Origin of the sequence: Alteromonas gracilis (assembly GCF_036870955.2) — a bacterium.
GTDB classification, from domain to species: Bacteria; Pseudomonadota; Gammaproteobacteria; order Enterobacterales; family Alteromonadaceae; genus Alteromonas; species Alteromonas gracilis_A.
The window spans coordinates 1499055-1514253 of record NZ_CP145482.2 but is presented as its reverse complement, the minus strand read 5'-3'; the positions used below and the strand labels follow the sequence as shown (position 1 = coordinate 1514253).

15 protein-coding genes and 1 pseudogene are annotated in these 15199 nt (G+C 45.9%); 11 read left to right on the top strand and 5 right to left on the bottom strand.

The genetic code is table 11. The annotated features are described in order from the left end of the window. Positions 1-28 precede the first annotated feature (28 nt). Positions 29-772: a hypothetical protein gene (locus V6N89_RS07325; protein ID WP_338516991.1), complete on the top strand. Its 744-nt coding sequence runs from the start codon at positions 29-31 to the stop codon at positions 770-772. 100 nt (positions 773-872) lie between these two features. Here V6N89_RS07325 and rluB read toward each other — a convergent pair whose 3' ends face one another. The 5 genes from rluB to V6N89_RS07300 all read right to left on the bottom strand — a co-directional run bounded on the left by rluB (position 873) and on the right by V6N89_RS07300 (position 4996). Further along, entirely contained in the window at positions 873-1769 is an 897-nt protein-coding gene (gene rluB / locus V6N89_RS07320; RefSeq protein ID WP_202264738.1) for a 23S rRNA pseudouridine(2605) synthase RluB, read from the bottom strand. Positions 1770-1807: 38 nt separating this feature from the next. Further along, positions 1808-2401 carry an SMC-Scp complex subunit ScpB gene (gene scpB, locus V6N89_RS07315; protein WP_202264736.1) on the bottom strand — a complete coding sequence of 198 codons (594 nt, stop codon included), beginning with the start codon at positions 2399-2401 and terminating at the stop codon, positions 1808-1810. Beyond that, positions 2388-3233 (bottom strand): segregation and condensation protein A, encoded by an 846-nt coding sequence (locus tag V6N89_RS07310; RefSeq protein WP_346993791.1) that lies wholly within the window; start codon positions 3231-3233, stop codon positions 2388-2390. The genes scpB and V6N89_RS07310 overlap by 14 nt, the downstream gene beginning before the upstream one ends. Before the next feature lie 182 nt (positions 3234-3415). Next, positions 3416-4036, bottom strand: coding sequence for an L-threonylcarbamoyladenylate synthase (locus V6N89_RS07305; RefSeq protein ID WP_338516989.1), 621 nt, complete (start codon positions 4034-4036; stop codon positions 3416-3418). A 102-nt stretch (positions 4037-4138) separates the two neighbouring features. Next, entirely contained in the window at positions 4139-4996 is an 858-nt protein-coding gene (locus tag V6N89_RS07300; protein WP_346993595.1) for a PHP domain-containing protein, read from the bottom strand. 278 nt (positions 4997-5274) lie between these two features. Between V6N89_RS07300 and V6N89_RS07295 the strand changes: the two genes are divergently transcribed. The 10 genes and pseudogenes from V6N89_RS07295 (at position 5275) to V6N89_RS07250 (ending at position 15058) form a co-directional block, all read left to right on the top strand. Then, on the top strand, positions 5275-6927 hold the full coding sequence (locus V6N89_RS07295; RefSeq protein WP_346993594.1) for an anthranilate synthase component 1: 1653 nt from the start codon (positions 5275-5277) through the stop codon (positions 6925-6927). Next, a complete protein-coding gene (locus tag V6N89_RS07290; RefSeq protein ID WP_338516988.1) occupies positions 6924-7556 on the top strand; it encodes an aminodeoxychorismate/anthranilate synthase component II in 633 nt (210 codons plus the stop codon). Before V6N89_RS07295 ends, V6N89_RS07290 begins: the two co-directional genes overlap by 4 nt. After that, positions 7549-8580: an anthranilate phosphoribosyltransferase gene (trpD, locus tag V6N89_RS07285; RefSeq protein WP_202264728.1), complete on the top strand. Its 1032-nt coding sequence runs from the start codon at positions 7549-7551 to the stop codon at positions 8578-8580. The genes V6N89_RS07290 and trpD overlap by 8 nt, the downstream gene beginning before the upstream one ends. Continuing rightward, complete coding sequence (trpCF, locus tag V6N89_RS07280; protein ID WP_346993593.1) at positions 8573-9982, top strand: bifunctional indole-3-glycerol-phosphate synthase TrpC/phosphoribosylanthranilate isomerase TrpF; 1410 nt, start codon at positions 8573-8575, stop codon at positions 9980-9982. The genes trpD and trpCF overlap by 8 nt, the downstream gene beginning before the upstream one ends. A gap of 21 nt (positions 9983-10003) precedes the next feature. Further along, entirely contained in the window at positions 10004-11185 is a 1182-nt protein-coding gene (gene trpB, locus V6N89_RS07275) for a tryptophan synthase subunit beta (protein ID WP_159627987.1), read from the top strand. Then, positions 11185-11994: a tryptophan synthase subunit alpha gene (gene trpA, locus V6N89_RS07270; protein WP_338516987.1), complete on the top strand. Its 810-nt coding sequence runs from the start codon at positions 11185-11187 to the stop codon at positions 11992-11994. The genes trpB and trpA overlap by 1 nt, the downstream gene beginning before the upstream one ends. A 6-nt stretch (positions 11995-12000) precedes the next feature. Further along, a pseudogene (locus tag V6N89_RS07265) lies at positions 12001-12302 on the top strand (YciI family protein). A gap of 473 nt (positions 12303-12775) precedes the next feature. After that, positions 12776-13045, top strand: a complete 270-nt coding sequence (locus V6N89_RS07260) for a PepSY domain-containing protein (protein WP_338516986.1) — start codon at positions 12776-12778, stop codon at positions 13043-13045. Between the two features lies 1 nt (position 13046). Further along, the gene (locus V6N89_RS07255; protein WP_338516985.1) at positions 13047-13721 is read left to right on the top strand and encodes a response regulator transcription factor; all 675 of its coding nucleotides are present in this window, start codon (positions 13047-13049) and stop codon (positions 13719-13721) included. Next, positions 13718-15058 (top strand): ATP-binding protein, encoded by a 1341-nt coding sequence (locus V6N89_RS07250; RefSeq protein ID WP_338516984.1) that lies wholly within the window; start codon positions 13718-13720, stop codon positions 15056-15058. The genes V6N89_RS07255 and V6N89_RS07250 overlap by 4 nt, the downstream gene beginning before the upstream one ends. Positions 15059-15199: the final 141 nt, after the last annotated feature.

Here is a 15199-nt window from a genome sequence, read left to right as displayed (position 1 = left end):
ATGCGCCCTCGCTGCTACAATATGTTTTGTGAGCCCATATTCACTTGCCACAGAAAGTCAAACGCAGCCAAAAACATTGCGGATTGGTGTAGAAGATATCAACTATGCGCCAGTAATGAACTTTACTGAAGGTAAACACGACGGTCTCCTGTATCAAATTCTCCATGAATTCGCTTTACAAAATGACATTGAGCTATCATTTATTCCTCTACCATTGAATCGCTTTCCTTTTTGGTTCGATGAAAATGCCATTGATATCCGACTGCCTGATAACGCGCGTTGGAAGTTAAGCTCAACGAATAATATTCTTTACAGTGCGCCGATGATCACCGTGTGTGATACTACTGTAGTGCTCGATAAAAATAGAGACATGCCACCAGACGCCTTCATGCGATTAGGCTTACCAATAGGGTTTACGCCATCAAGCAAATGGAAAGATGCAATTGAGACGGGTAAATTGGAGATAGTAAGAGATACCTCCTTAAGGGTACTCGCACAAATGTTGGTGAATGAAATGATTGATGGCATTGATGTCAACATTGCCATAATCCAAAATGAGCTTAAGCATTTAAGCAAATCTCCTGCTCTTGTTTCGGTTTCTAGTCGCGTAAATGCAGACCCAGTGAAGTACCAAATTTCAACGAAACGCCACATCGAAATAATTGATAGCTTCAATAGCTTCGTTACTGATAACAAAGAAAAAATTGAAACGTGGGCAAATGACAGAGGCATCGCCATAGCGCCTCAATGCGATCGTTTTCGTTCAAATTGATTCAGCCCAAAAAATTTCATTGAACGTAACAATAATTCAAGCACAAAAAAGCCGCTATTTAGCGGCTTCTCTGCATCACAATTTTAGGTGTTGGACAATACTACTTGCGTTTACTAGGCCGCCCTGCTCGCTTGTTTAACCCCTGCTGCTTACGCACTTTGTGCTTTTTAACAGAACGGCGCATACGGCTAAGTCTGGCATGATCAAGCTTGCCTTGTCGCACGTTCACCATAGTTTGCGTTTCATCTGGCAGTTGAACATGGCTGCGAAGTGCATTGACATCTTCAAGCCCTAGCTCTACCCAAGCGCCTTGTGGTAAACGTTTTTGCAGTTCAATTGGCCCGTATTTAACGCGGATAAGTCGGCTCACTTGTACGCCTTGCGACTCCCACAAACGACGAACCTCACGATTGCGCCCTTCTTTCAAGGTTACGTTAAACCAGCGGTTCATGCTTTCTTCTTCAGCGTGCTGTGGCGTTGGCGTACCTGAAATTGTCAGGAATTTTGCTTCGCCGTCTTCCAGCTCAACACCTTTTTGCAAGGTATTGAGGGTTTTGCCCGTAACCTCACCAAATACACGCACCGCATACTCACGTTCAACTTCGCATTTAGGGTGCATCAAACGGTTCGCTAATTCACCATCGTTGGTAAACAGTAATAAGCCACTGGTGTTCATATCAAGACGACCAACAGTGATCCACCTACCTAAGCGAATAGCAGGTAATCTGTCGAACACGGTGTCTCGGCCTTCAGGGTCGTGACGGCTGCACAACTCGCCTTCGGGTTTGTTGTACATCAATACACGGCATATTGGTTGCTCGGTTTGACGTGACAATAAATGCCCGTCTACACGTATTTGCGCGGTGTGATCAACTCTATCGCCGAGAGTAGCAACGGCACCATTTACAGATACACGTCCTTCTTCTATCCAACGTTCCATTTCTCGTCGCGAGCCTAGCCCTTGGTTAGCCAGTACTTTTTGCAACTTTTCAGTCATGGTTTCACTCTTTAATTGCTTGTTTACGGTCGCACGGTCTATTCAGACGGTGCCTCATTTAACACCTTAAGCGGCGAGTCAGACGCAATGCTTTCAGCCATATTCTCAAACGCTTCAGCGTTAGGTAAATCACCTAACGACGTCATCGAAAAATAATCCAAAAAGCCTTTTGTGGTAGCGTATAATGCAGGTCGGCCCGGCACCTCTTTGTGACCCACTACCTTAATCCAATCTCGTTCTGTGAGTGTCTTTATAATATTGCTGCTTACCGCAACACCACGCACTTGTTCAATTTCTCCGCGCGTAATGGGCTGACGGTATGCAATAAGCGCCAATGTTTCGAGCATTGCTCGTGAATATTTGGGCGCATTTTCTTGCCATAATTTACTTAACCACGGGCTAAGCGCATCTAACGACTGAAATCGAAAGCCGCTTGCAACTTCTACTAACTGAATACCGCGAGGTTGATAATCTAACTTTAGCTCGTTTAGGACCTTGCTTAAGGTTCTATCCGCCACGCTAAATTCATTCAGTACAGTCTCTTTAAGCTGTTGTCTTGAAATAGGTTTATCAGCAACAAAGATAGCTGCCTCAACCAACTGCTTTAGCTGCGCCGTGTTAATTTTCTTCATGAGCACCTAATTTTACATGAATTTTGGCATAAGGACCTGCCTGAATGCACAAAATAAGCTGTTCTTTTACTAATTCTAAAATGGCGAGGAAACAAACCACAACGCCAGCCTTGCCTTCTTCTACCGTAAAAAGGCGCTCAAGAGGCGTATATTCGGTATTATTTAGCACAGACAATATCAACGACATGCGCTCTCTGGTGCTAAGCGCCTCCCGTTCAATGGTGTGATGCTCGAAGGCCTCATGCCGTTTCATTGCTGCGCTAAAGGCAAGCACAATTTCAGCAAGGGTAACATCAGGCTCAATGCGAACAGGTGCTACGTTATCGCTTGTCTCTACATGTACGTTGTAAATGTCACGCTCTAGGCGAGGCTGTAAGTCTAAGTCTTCTGCGGCCTGCTTCACCAGCTCATATTCTTTTAACCAGCGAATAAGCTCGGCTCGTGGATCTTCTTCTTCGTCCGACTCATCACTGCGTTTCGGCAACAATAATCTTGACTTTATTTCGGCAAGAATAGCGGCCATCAACAGGTATTCAGCTGCCAGTTCAAGCTTTAGCGACATCATTGCGTCAACATATTCCATGTATTGCTTGGTCACATCGGCAATAGGCAACGTAGTGATGTCAAACTTTTGCTTTCTGATTAAATACAGCAGTAAATCTAGGGGGCCTTCAAAGGTTTCTAAAATAACCTCTAGCGCATCAGGTGGAATAAAAAGGTCTTCAGGCTTTTCTATGACGGCTTCGCCATTAATAAACGCAAGCGGCAATGGCTGCTGAACCGGCGTTGCCGCGGTATTTTGCAGTGCTACTTCGTTATCTGGCGCAGTCACAACAGCGTCGTTCTGAATGCTGTTTTCTTTTAATTCCGGCACAATTCTTCGTTCTTGTTATGCGTTTTACACGCTTATTGTTATTTGTCGTTTAGGTTATGCAGTGTAATGTGTTGCCAACGCATTTGCGCATGGCGCCAGCACGCAATATGGCTAGCACGGCACCTTATTTAAACAGTACTTTATTCAAACGGTGAGGGGTGACCCGTACCATGACGCACAATAACAGGCGTATCTTCGGAAAGATCCACAACCGTTGTAGGCTGCTCACCAATATAACCGCCGTGAATAATAAGCCCAACCTGTTTTTCAAGATTATCGCGAATAACATCAGGGTCAGATTCCGCCATTGTATTTCCCGGCAAAATCAACGACGTAGACATCAGTGGTTCACCAAGCTCTTCAAGCAGAGCAAGCGCAATAGCGTTGTCAGGCACGCGAATACCAATGGTTTTCCGCTTCGGGTTTTGCAGCCGTTTAGGCACTTCTCTCGTGGCTTTTAGCACAAAGGTGTAATGCCCTGGCGTATTGTTTTTGATTTGACGAAAAGCGGTATTATCGACCTTCGCATAAATCGACAATTCCGACATGTCACGACACATAAGGGTAAAGTTATGCTCTTTGTCTATTTGTCGAATACGGCAGAGCTGATCAAGCGCTCTTTTGTCTTCCATCTGACAACCAATGGCATACCCAGAATCAGTGGGGTAAACCACAACTGCGCCCTCTCGAATCAATTCGCATGCTTGCGTTATTAAACGCTTCTGCGGATTGTCAGGGTGTACGTAAAAAAACTGACTCATAACGCCTCTCTCGTCTCAACTTGCTTGCTCTATCAAGCTAGCCTTGGTCTTGTTGGTTTGGGCATGCCTAACTATTTACACACGCTCAGTATTTGCGCATGCTTAGTTATTTGCCCCTCGTGCGTCAAACTGCGTCCAATTGTGCCAAACTGGTGTAAGTTTGCTGCTAATCCCTAAGTTTTTGCCTAGCTCTGTCCATCGTGAAGGGAAATGAAAATCTGACCCTGCAGATGCCAATAAACTATGGGTTTGCGCAAGTTCATTAATCAATTCTTGCTTGGTTTTATTAATGCCCGGAAACGCTGTTTCGATGGCATCACCATCAGCGTGTTCAAAAAGCGCTACCAGACGGCGTAGCCATTTTGCGGTCATATCGTAATGGGCTGGATGTGCAAGTACCGCTTGGCCGCCAGCATCTTGAATCCACGTTATCGCCGTTTCAATACTCGGCCATTCAGCTTTAACCGCCGCCCGCTTGCCTTTGCCAAGGTATTTTTTAAACGCCGCTTCCATGGTAGGTACGCCGTAATTGTTGACCAACACTCTTGCAAAGTGTGCACGGGTTACTTGACCGACTCCGGCAAGTGCCTTAGCTCTGGGTAACACGCCTTCAAAGCCACACTTTTCTAATTTTTCAGCAATTTTCCCTGCACGCGCTTCGCGCACTTGTGCTTGCCCGTCTAAGCGCGCTAAAAATTCTGGGCACTGGCGGTTAACATTTAACCCCACAACGTGAATATCGAAACCATGCCACAACGTGGATATTTCCACCCCGTCAATTAGCGTAAGCGGGCGCTTCTGCTTTGCTTGAACGCTGTGCGCTTTGTCTAATCCAGCTACGGTATCGTGATCAGTAATCGCCAGCACATCCACCTGCATGGTGTGCGCGCGAAGGACAAGTTCTTCAGGGGTTAAATGCCCGTCAGAGAATTTTGTATGACTATGTAGATCTATTTTCAATGTCTTATGCAAATTTATGGTTGACACAAAAGGCAATTTGTTTTCTTCTATATACACAAAGTATACGTACTAACGGCTTCAAATCCTATTGAAGTTTGAACAAACAACGAGTAATTCATGCACACGCAAAAAATTTCTACAGCAATGACAGTTGCAACTTGGTGGTGGCACTCCCTAACTTAACGGGCGGTGTGCACTGTAGTGCGTGAATGAAAACACATAAAGGCCCGTTTATACGGGCCTTTTTTTTATCTTTTTGCAGTTGGAGAGAAGCAAAAATGAGTTTAGCGGAACTGGGCACTTCCCCAGGCAAGGTTGAGACAATAGAACAAGTAGGTCATTACATTGACGACCCACTCGCGGCTTTTGCTCACTTGTGTGGAAATACAAGCAACGCGTTATTGCTAGAGTCGGCAGAGATTGATTCGAAAGATGACTTACAAAGCTTGCTGATGGTTGACGCTGCACTGCGTATGGAATGCAGAGGCAATCGCGTTGAAATTACAGCACTTACTGGCAATGGCGCCTCTGTGCTTCCACTTTTCACTACGCAAAGCCCTGATGGTCTAAATGTAGTAGACAGTACATCAACAACGGTTACCCTAGAGTGTGACGATGCCGATGCAGATTTAGACGAAGACAGTCGTTTAAAAGCCGCAAGTGTTATGGATGCACTGCGTATTGTTGTCAATAAGGTTACCCCCATACGTCAGCACCCCCACGCTGTATTTCTTGGTGGTGTATTTGCCTATGACATGCTGGTAGGTTTCGAAAAACTCCCCGAGGTTGCAGAAGGCGAAAATGACTGTCCAGACTTTGTATTTTACCTTGCCGAGACGCTCATTACCGTTGACCATCAAACGCGCGAAACGCATATCATTGGTAGTGTATTTAGCGGGCAAGATGTCGCTCAGCAATACTTCACCATTGCCCAGCGCCTAGAAGCTATCCACCAACAGCTGCACGATATGCCAGCGGAGCCTGTCCTAAAAGGGCCAAGTGGACAGTCACTCGAAAAAGGTGGACAGTCACTCAATTTAACAGATAACCACGATGCTTCTGTGGACATCACCGACGAGCAATTTTGCAACCACGTACTCGACTTAAAGCAGCATATTTTGGCTGGCGACATATTTCAGGTTGTGCCATCACGCACATTTTCTCTCCCCTGCCCATCGCCACTACTCGCTTATGCAAAGCTGAAAGAATCTAATCCAAGTCCGTATATGTTTTACATGCAGGATGAAGCATTTAGTATTTTCGGCGCTTCGCCTGAATCTGCACTTAAATACGAAAGCGAAAGCAACCAGGTTGAAATATACCCCATTGCAAGCACTCGACCACGCGGAAAACGCGCCGACGGCTCGATTGATAGAGATTTGGACAGTCGCATTGAACTAAATCTTCGCGAAGACACTAAAGAAAAGTCAGAGCACATTATGCTTGTTGACCTTGCGCGAAATGACGTTGCTAAAGTAAGTCGCCCAGGTACCCGCTACGTGAAAGACCTACTAAAAGTAGACCGTTATTCACATGTAATGCATCTTGTATCGCGAGTGGTAGGTCAGCTTCGAGACGATTTAGATGCGCTACATGCCTATCAAGCGTGTATGAACATGGGCACATTAGTAGGTGCGCCGAAAGTGAGTGCTGCCACACTTATTCGTGAAGTAGAACAAAAACGTCGCGGCAGCTACGGCGGTGCGGTTGGTTATCTTAACGGGCTGGGTGACATGGACACCTGTATTGTTATTCGCTCGGCATTTGTCAAAAACAACACCGCTTACATCCAAGCGGGTGCTGGCGTAGTTCATGACTCAATCCCACAAGCCGAAGCCGATGAGACGCGCGCCAAAGCGCAAGCGGTTATTGGCGCTGTTAAAGCGGCACTAAAAGAAGAATATGTATCAAGCACGGAGGGCAACGCATGAACCAACAAGTGACCACCCTCTTTTTGCTAGATAATGTAGATTCATTCACCTACAACTTGGTTGATGAACTACGCACGCTAGACTTAGATATTAAGGTTTATCGAAATACCGTTTCGGCCGACATGTTGTTTGAACGCATGCAAGAACAAGCAACAAAAGGCCCAGTATTGTTAATGCTATCGCCAGGGCCTGGCGCACCCAGTGAGGCAGGCTGCATGCCAGCACTACTTAACAAAGTACGAGGCGTATTCCCTGTAATTGGTATTTGCTTAGGCCACCAAGCCATTGTAGAACACTACGGTGGTACAGTTGGACGCGCAAGCCAAGTCATGCACGGTAAATCATCGGCAATCACTCACACTGAAAAGGCAATGTTTGAAGGGTTACAACAACCCTTGCACGTGGCGCGTTATCACTCTTTGGTTGCACATAAACTACCAGATGCACTGACGGTATGCGCATCGACAGTGAATGACGATGGCAGCGAAGCAGTGATGGCAGTATATAGCGAAGACGATCGTATGTTGGGCTTTCAGTTTCACCCGGAATCTATTTTAACCGCCCAAGGCAGTTTGCTACTTAAGCAAAGTATTGACTATTTAACGTTACAGGGAGCCAATCATGCTTAACGCAGGCCCACTTCTTGAACAATTAATGTTGCGTGAGTCGCTCTCGCAAACCGAAGCCTACAGCTTGTTTAACAGCATTATGCACGGTGAACAAAGCGAGGTAATGATAGCAGCAGTGCTTACCGCGCTTAAAATGAAGAAGGAATCGCCAAGTGAAATTGCAGGTGCAGCCAGTGCAATGGTTGCCAATGCCCTTCCCTTCCCAACGCCGAACTACGAGTTTGCCGACATTGTGGGGACAGGTGGTGACGGCCACAACACGATTAATATCTCAAGTGCAGCGGGTGTGGTAGCGGCTGCATGCGGTGTAAAAGTAGCTAAGCACGGTAATCGTAGTGTGTCGAGCAAATCAGGTTCAGCCGATTTGTTTCGTCAATTCGGGTTGAATTTAGAAATTAGCCCCGAGTTATCGCGAAAATGCTTAGATGAAGCAAATTTCACATTTCTTTTTGCTCCTGTTTATCACGCCGGTATGCGCCACGCAGCCCCCGTGCGCGCTGCGATGAAGACCAGAACCTTGTTTAACATCTTGGGTCCACTAGCAAATCCAGCGGGTCCAACTCATGGTGTATTCGGCGTATACTCCCCCGAACTGCTTGAACCGTATGCAAAAACCCTTATGCTGCTTGGCCAACATCGCGCAATGATAGTGCACGGCGATGGCCTTGATGAGCTGGCGCTGCACGGCGAGTCGATGATTTACGACCTAGAGCACGGAGATATTCGCAAGCTAACCGTGACATCAGATGATTTCGGTTTACCGCGCTATCCGTTATCGGCTATCGAAGGCGGTGAACCAGAAGAAAACCGACAGTTTGTTGAAGCTGCGCTGAACGGCGAAGGCAAAGAAGCGCACCGTGCGGCCATTGCGATGAACTGTGGCGCATTGTTAAAAGTGACGGGCAAAGCTGATAGCTTCAAAGACGGCGCCGAGATGGCGATGGACGCCATGTCCAAGGGGTTACCCATGCAGTTACTTTCAAAGGTAGCCAAAATTACTCAGGAGGTAAGCACGAATGGCTAATGTGCTTGAGAAAATTGTTGCAGACAAGCGTGAAGAAATTGCGGCTAGAAAAACGGCTTTGCCATTGGAAAGCTTTAAGGGCGCTCTGATGCCGTCTCAAAAAAGTTTGTTTGCGGCACTTAGCGAGCCTAACGCTGGCTTCATTTTTGAATGCAAAAAAGCGTCGCCTTCAAAAGGCCTTATTCGCGACAATTTTGATTTAGACGAAATTTTGGCCGCATATACCCCCTATGCTGCTGGTATTTCTGTACTGACTGACGAAAAGTACTTCCAAGGCAAGTTCGAATACCTTGCCTATGTGACCGAGCGCGTTGCGCAGCCTGTGCTGAACAAAGATTTCTTTGTTGAAACCTATCAAGTGTATCTGGCACGCCATTATAACGCCGATGCCGTATTGCTTATGCTTAGCGTACTAAGCGACGACGAGTATCGCGAGTTAGCCGCCGTTGCTGATAGCCTGCACCTAGACATTCTTACTGAAGTAAGTAACGAAGAAGAAATGCTGCGCGCTATAGCGTTAGAGGCTAGCATTATCGGTATCAACAACCGTAACCTGCGCGACTTATCTACCGACCTTGCTACCACAGAACGCCTAGTGCCCATGCTAGAGGCTGCTACCCACGACTTTGTGGTCATTTCCGAATCTGGCATTTATACCCATGATGACGTGTTGAGACTAGCTGCCATATCGGATGGGTTCTTGGTAGGCAGTGCACTGATGGCGCAAGACGATTTGCCTCGTGCGGTTAAAACCTTGGTAAATGGTGCAGTAAAGGTATGCGGGTTAACTACCCCAGAGCAAGCGCAGATGGCATTTGACCTAGGCGCCAGTTTTGGCGGTCTGATCTTTGCTGAGAAATCGCCCCGCTATGTTGCTCGCGATATGGCGCAAACTATAACTCAACAAGTTAACGGCGCTTTTGTCGGTGTATTTGTGAATAGTGACGTAGACCAAGTTGCATCACTGGCGGCATCGCTTAGTTTATTTGCCGTGCAATTACACGGTAGTGAAGATGAACATTATGTGGCCACACTTTCAGATAAGCTGCCTGAGGGTTGCGAGATTTGGGTTGCACAAGGCGTGAAAGCAGATACAACAAACTCGCTACCCGAAATAGTGGACAGACACTTAAATAACCCATTAATTAGCCGCGTGCTTCTAGATTGCCAAGTAGGCGATGCCAAAGGTGGCACGGGGGAATCATTTAACTGGCAATTGTTAGACAGCGCCGAGCAAAAGCATAAGCTCGTTCTTGCGGGCGGCATAAACCCGCAGAACGTAGAAGGCGCTATCGCCGCAGGTTGCGGCATCATTGATGTGAATTCAGGGGTAGAAGATGCGCCTGGCATCAAATCAGCTGACAAATTGAGTGCACTATTTGAAGTGTGCCGCCAATATTAATTCAAGAAACAGGACAACGTAATGAACCAACTAGATACAAAATTTGGCGAATTTGGTGGCATGTACGTGCCCGAATTGCTTATTCCCGCCCTTGATCAGCTGGAAAAAGCGTTTTTGGATGCCAAAGACGATCCCACGTTCAACGAAGAATTTCTTTCACTGCTAAAAGACTACGCGGGCCGCCCAACGTCGATGACGCTAACCCGTAACTTAGTTAGCAATCCAAAAGTAAAATTATACCTAAAGCGTGAAGACCTATTGCACGGCGGTGCACACAAAACCAATCAGGTATTGGGACAGGCACTGCTTACTAAACGCATGGGCAAAACTGAAGTTATCGCCGAAACAGGCGCGGGTCAGCACGGTGTTGCAACAGCATTAGCTTGCGCGCTTTTGGGCCTAAAAGCACGTATTTATATGGGTGCAAAAGACGTAGAACGTCAAGCACCTAACGTATTCCGTATGAAGCTAATGGGCGCTGAAGTTATACCAGTAAATGCGGGTTCTGGTACGCTTAAAGATGCCGTTAACGAAGCGATGCGCGACTGGTCTGCCAACTATGAAACAGCCCACTACTTATTGGGTACAGCAGCAGGTCCGCACCCCTTCCCTACTATCGTACGTGAATATCACCGCATGATTGGCGAAGAAACTCGCGCACAAATTATGGAAAAAGAAGGCCGTCTACCTGATGCCGTGGTGGCGTGCGTGGGTGGTGGTTCAAACGCCATCGGTATGTTTGCAGACTTTATCGATGAGCCATCAGTGCGCTTAGTGGGTGTAGAGCCTGCTGGTAAAGGGGTTCACACCAAAGAGCACGGTGCCACTATTGTTACTGGTACTAAGGGTATTTTACATGGTGCTTACACCTTTATCATGCAAGACAAAGAAGGCCAAATTGAAGAAAGTTATTCAGTTTCAGCGGGGCTCGATTACCCAGCAGTGGGCCCTCAGCACGCGTATCTGCACGATATTGGCCGCGCTGAATATGTTGCAGCAACAGATGAAGAAGCTTTGAATGCCTTTCAGCTACTGGCACGCAAGGAGGGTATTATACCCGCACTAGAATCATCACATGCCTTGGCACATGCGCTTAATATGGCCGATGAAGCCGAAGAAGAAACAATCATTGTTGTGAACTTGTCGGGTCGCGGTGATAAAGATCTTGCGCACGTAATTAACATTTTAGGGGATGATTTATAATGGAACGATATGCACAAATGTTTGCGCAATTGGATGAAAAGAACCAAGGCGCATTTGTCCCTTTTGTTATGGTTGGCGACCCTGACCTTGCGCAATCTGAAGCTATTATTTGCCAGCTAATTGAAAGCGGCGCTGATGCACTTGAGTTGGGTATTCCTTATTCAGACCCAATTGCAGATGGCCCAACAATTCAAGCATCAGCTATTCGCGCTTTGAGCAACAAAGTTACCGTTGCTGATTGCATGGGCGTAATTTCTCGCGTTCGCGCAAAATACCCTAACGTGCCAATTGGCTTACTGCTATACAGCAACTTAGTGATGGCGCAGGGCATTGAAACTTTCTACAGCAAAGCGCAGGAAGCGGGCGTGGACTCAATATTGGTAGCCGATGTGCCAATTAGAGAAGCCGTTCCGTTTCAAAAAGCTGCAGATGCAACGGGTATCTCGCAAATCCTTATTGCGCCGCCCAATGCAACTGATGAAACAATGGAAAAAATTGGCGAGTATTCGAAGGGGTATACGTATCTGCTTGGGCGCGCAGGCGTAACCGGTGCGGAAACTGCCGCCAATGTTCCTGCTGCAGATTTGATAGCACGATTGAATAAACATAAGGCTGCGCCTGCCCTTCTGGGTTTCGGTATTTCGACGCCAGAGCAAGTTAAGTCTGCAATTGATGCGGGTGCCTCTGGCGCAATATCTGGTTCTGCCACAGTAAATATTATAGCTGCGAACCTTGACGACAACGATAAGATGCTAAGTGAACTTGGTAGCTTTGTTGAAGGTATGAAAGCCGCGACGAATAAAGGGTAAAAACCGATGCTATATATGATTTGTGCAACAGACGTTGCAAATAGCTTAGACAAGCGCCTTGCAGCACGCCCTGCACACTTAGAGCGCTTAAATGCGTTAAAAGCAGAAGGTCGGCTAATTATGGCAGGCCCCTTCCCTGCCGTTGATAGCCCCGACCCTGGCCCTGCGGGTTTCACCTAGGTTCATTGGTGGTGGCTGAATTCGACTCGCTAAAAGATGCGCAAGCATGGGCCGATGCCGACCCATACATCGAAGCTGGCGTCTACGAAAGCGTAATAGTAAAACCGTACAAAAAAGTTTTGCCGTAAAAGAATGGACACCCATCAAAAAGCCTAGCACCTGCTAGGCTTTTTTGTTTCTGCGAGGAAAAAAGAAGGAAATAAAGGACAGACACTCACTTTTGCAACGCATTAAAAAACGGACAGACACTTTCCCTTCCATACGAAAACTAAAATCGAACTAAAATCGGACAGACACATCAATAATCAAACTCGGCTGTAAAGTTGGATTCCGTTTTTCGCTCTGCCCAACAAAAGTGAGTGTCCATTTCAAATAGGTTTCATTTGGTTATTAACATCAACATGGTTTGTTGATTCTTAATCTAGAGCGAGTGACTGTCCGATTTTTCATCTTGTAAAAAGAACTTCTGCAATAGTGACTTAAGGCTTATATACAGTTTATTGCAAGCGAGGTAGACTAAAGTTAATTCAGTAATGGTTCAGATAGCCAAGGTATACTTAGCGATAGTTTGGTCTGGGCGAGATTTTAATGGTGAGGTTGTATGACATTATCGCTTCGAGTTGTAATGCTTTGTATTGTGCTGACATTTTCATGCGCAAACACAGCTATTGCACAGCAAAGCAACAATGCCAGTATCACCAAAAGTGAAGCTGCTGAACGCGCACGAAAAGCGGAAAATGGCCGTGTACTTAAGGTAGAACAAACTTCCAGTAAGTATCGTGTGAAAGTACTGAAAAAATCAGGACGAGTGGTAACGGTGGATGTAGATAAACGCTCAGGCAAGGTTAAGACATCCAAAGATAAGGATTAATATGCGTATTCTCATAGCCGAGGATGACAGTAGGCTACTAACTCAATTAGATGCTCTGCTTCAACAAAATGGATATAGCGTAGATTTGGCAGACAATGGAGAGCATGCACTTTTTCTCATAAAAGAGTACAACTATGATTTGGCGATAATAGACATAGGCATGCCAAAATTGGACGGGTTCGAAGTTATACGAAAGGCCCGACAAGCCGATATTTCATGCCCCATTCTGATACTTACAGCAAGAGATCGGTGGCAGGAGAAAGTTGAAGGTCTTGATGCAGGCGCAGATGATTACCTCACTAAGCCATTTCACAATGAAGAGCTGCTGGCTAGAGCCAAGGCTCTAATTCGAAGAGCATCAGGCCAAGCAAATCCTACTATTCAATTTGGCCCGATTACGCTTGATACGGTAAGCGAAGAACTCTGCCTAGATGGGAATGCATTAGATTTAACAGCCTACGAATACAAGGTCATGGAATACTTGATGTTAAATCCGCAAAAGGTCATCTCCAAAACTGAGCTTACAGAGCATATTTATGACCAAGACTTCGATTTAGACAGTAATGTGATTGAAGTTTTCGTAGGCAGATTGCGCAAAAAACTTGACCCCAAAGGCGTTTTGAAACCTATTGAAACCCTGCGTGGTCGTGGTTACCGGATAAATCGCAATTTATGAAGCAATTGTCGCTTCGCCTTAGAAGTATTTTATTGGCAATAGGGCTACTTGCCCTATTTGCACCTTTCACCGTCATCATTCTTGACGATGCCTATACCAAAAGTTTGACCCAAGCGAAAATGAGCGAATTGCGGTTGATGAATTTGGGTTTATTATCTGCATTTGAGCTAGATGGCGACTTGCCTTACATGCCCGAGATCCTTTACGAAGAGCAATTAAATCTCCCTGGTTCTGGGTATTTAGGACTAATCGTTTTTAGGGATGAAGTTATATGGCAGTCAGCTTCAGCATTAGAGTATACGTTCACTGCACCGGATATAGACGTTGCAGTAGGGAATGAACTTTTTATCGACAAGCATACCCCTAAATTTGCAAACACCTCTGACTTTTTTGTTTATGCATTTACTGCGGAGTTTGCGTCAAGCCGCGACTTTGAGCCAGTGCGCTTTTACATTTTCAACGACAAAACACTCTTTGAGCAGGAAAGAAATACGTTTCTAACTACTACATGGCGTTGGATATTCACGCTTTGCTTTGCGTTACTCGTGTTTATTGTGGTTGGCATTAGTCTTGTTCTATCGCCTGTTAGAAAACTAATTGAAGAGATTTCACTTACTTCAAGTGGTAAGAAGCCAGAGCTAGACGAACGCTACCCTATTGAATTCAATTCATTAAAACACTCTATAAATGACCTACTCCACACCGAAGCCGAGCAGCGTACGCGTTATAAAAATAGTTTGGGAGATTTAGCTCATAGTTTAAAAACACCACTTGCAGTCGCAGCTGGTCACAACGAGTTACCAATAGAAGTGACCGATTCACTGTCACAAATTGATAGAATTATTCAACGACAACTAAAGCGTGCTAGCGCAGGCAAGACGGGGTGGCAAAATGCCATTAGCGTTGAGCCCGTGCTACATAAACTTGCTGATGCCATGGACAAAGTATATCAAGAAAAAGCGTTAACGATTGAGTTTGACATAGACAAACAGGCGCGCTTCAAGGGAGATGAAACTGACCTGATGGAGTTATGCGGAAACATTCTGGATAATGCATGCAAAGCAGCAAACTCCACGATATCAGTATCGGCGAATACGGATAACAATTGGTTGATCATAAGGTTTGACGACGATGGCCCCGGCATTCCGGAAGATAAAAAAGCAATTTTGTTAGAACGTGGTAAGCGCTTAGATACCTATACAGAAGGTCACGGTATTGGTATGGCACTTGTTGCTGATTTAGTCTCGATTTACGAAGGTAGAATGAAAATTGAAGACAGTGTTCTCGGCGGCGCAAGTGTGACGGTAAGCTTTCCACAAGAAAGTGAAGCACGCTAATCACCAATTCAGCACGCAAAGTTAATGCAAAGTTAGTGGACAGACACTTTTTACAATTTCTAATGCACAAGAAATGAAAAAACGTTGAAATTGGACACACACTTAAATCAAAACCTTCTCTGAACGCACCTAAACGCGAAA

Bases quoted from the DNA above. Each gene is read 5' to 3' on its own strand.
- V6N89_RS07255 (WP_338516985.1), top strand. From the start codon at position 13,047: ATGCGTATTCTCATAGCCGAGGATGACAGTAGGCTACTAACTCAATTA.
- V6N89_RS07260 (WP_338516986.1), top strand. From the start codon at position 12,776: ATGACATTATCGCTTCGAGTTGTAATGCTTTGTATTGTGCTGACATTT.
- V6N89_RS07295 (WP_346993594.1), top strand. From the start codon at position 5,275: ATGAGTTTAGCGGAACTGGGCACTTCCCCAGGCAAGGTTGAGACAATA.
- V6N89_RS07305 (WP_338516989.1), bottom strand. From the start codon at position 4,036: ATGAGTCAGTTTTTTTACGTACACCCTGACAATCCGCAGAAGCGTTTA.
- trpD (WP_202264728.1), top strand. From the start codon at position 7,549: ATGCTTAACGCAGGCCCACTTCTTGAACAATTAATGTTGCGTGAGTCG.
- V6N89_RS07250 (WP_338516984.1), top strand. From the start codon at position 13,718: ATGAAGCAATTGTCGCTTCGCCTTAGAAGTATTTTATTGGCAATAGGG.
- trpCF (WP_346993593.1), top strand. From the start codon at position 8,573: ATGGCTAATGTGCTTGAGAAAATTGTTGCAGACAAGCGTGAAGAAATT.
- scpB (WP_202264736.1), bottom strand. From the start codon at position 2,401: ATGAAGAAAATTAACACGGCGCAGCTAAAGCAGTTGGTTGAGGCAGCT.
- trpB (WP_159627987.1), top strand. From the start codon at position 10,004: ATGAACCAACTAGATACAAAATTTGGCGAATTTGGTGGCATGTACGTG.
- trpA (WP_338516987.1), top strand. From the start codon at position 11,185: ATGGAACGATATGCACAAATGTTTGCGCAATTGGATGAAAAGAACCAA.
- rluB (WP_202264738.1), bottom strand. From the start codon at position 1,769: ATGACTGAAAAGTTGCAAAAAGTACTGGCTAACCAAGGGCTAGGCTCG.
- V6N89_RS07290 (WP_338516988.1), top strand. From the start codon at position 6,924: ATGAACCAACAAGTGACCACCCTCTTTTTGCTAGATAATGTAGATTCA.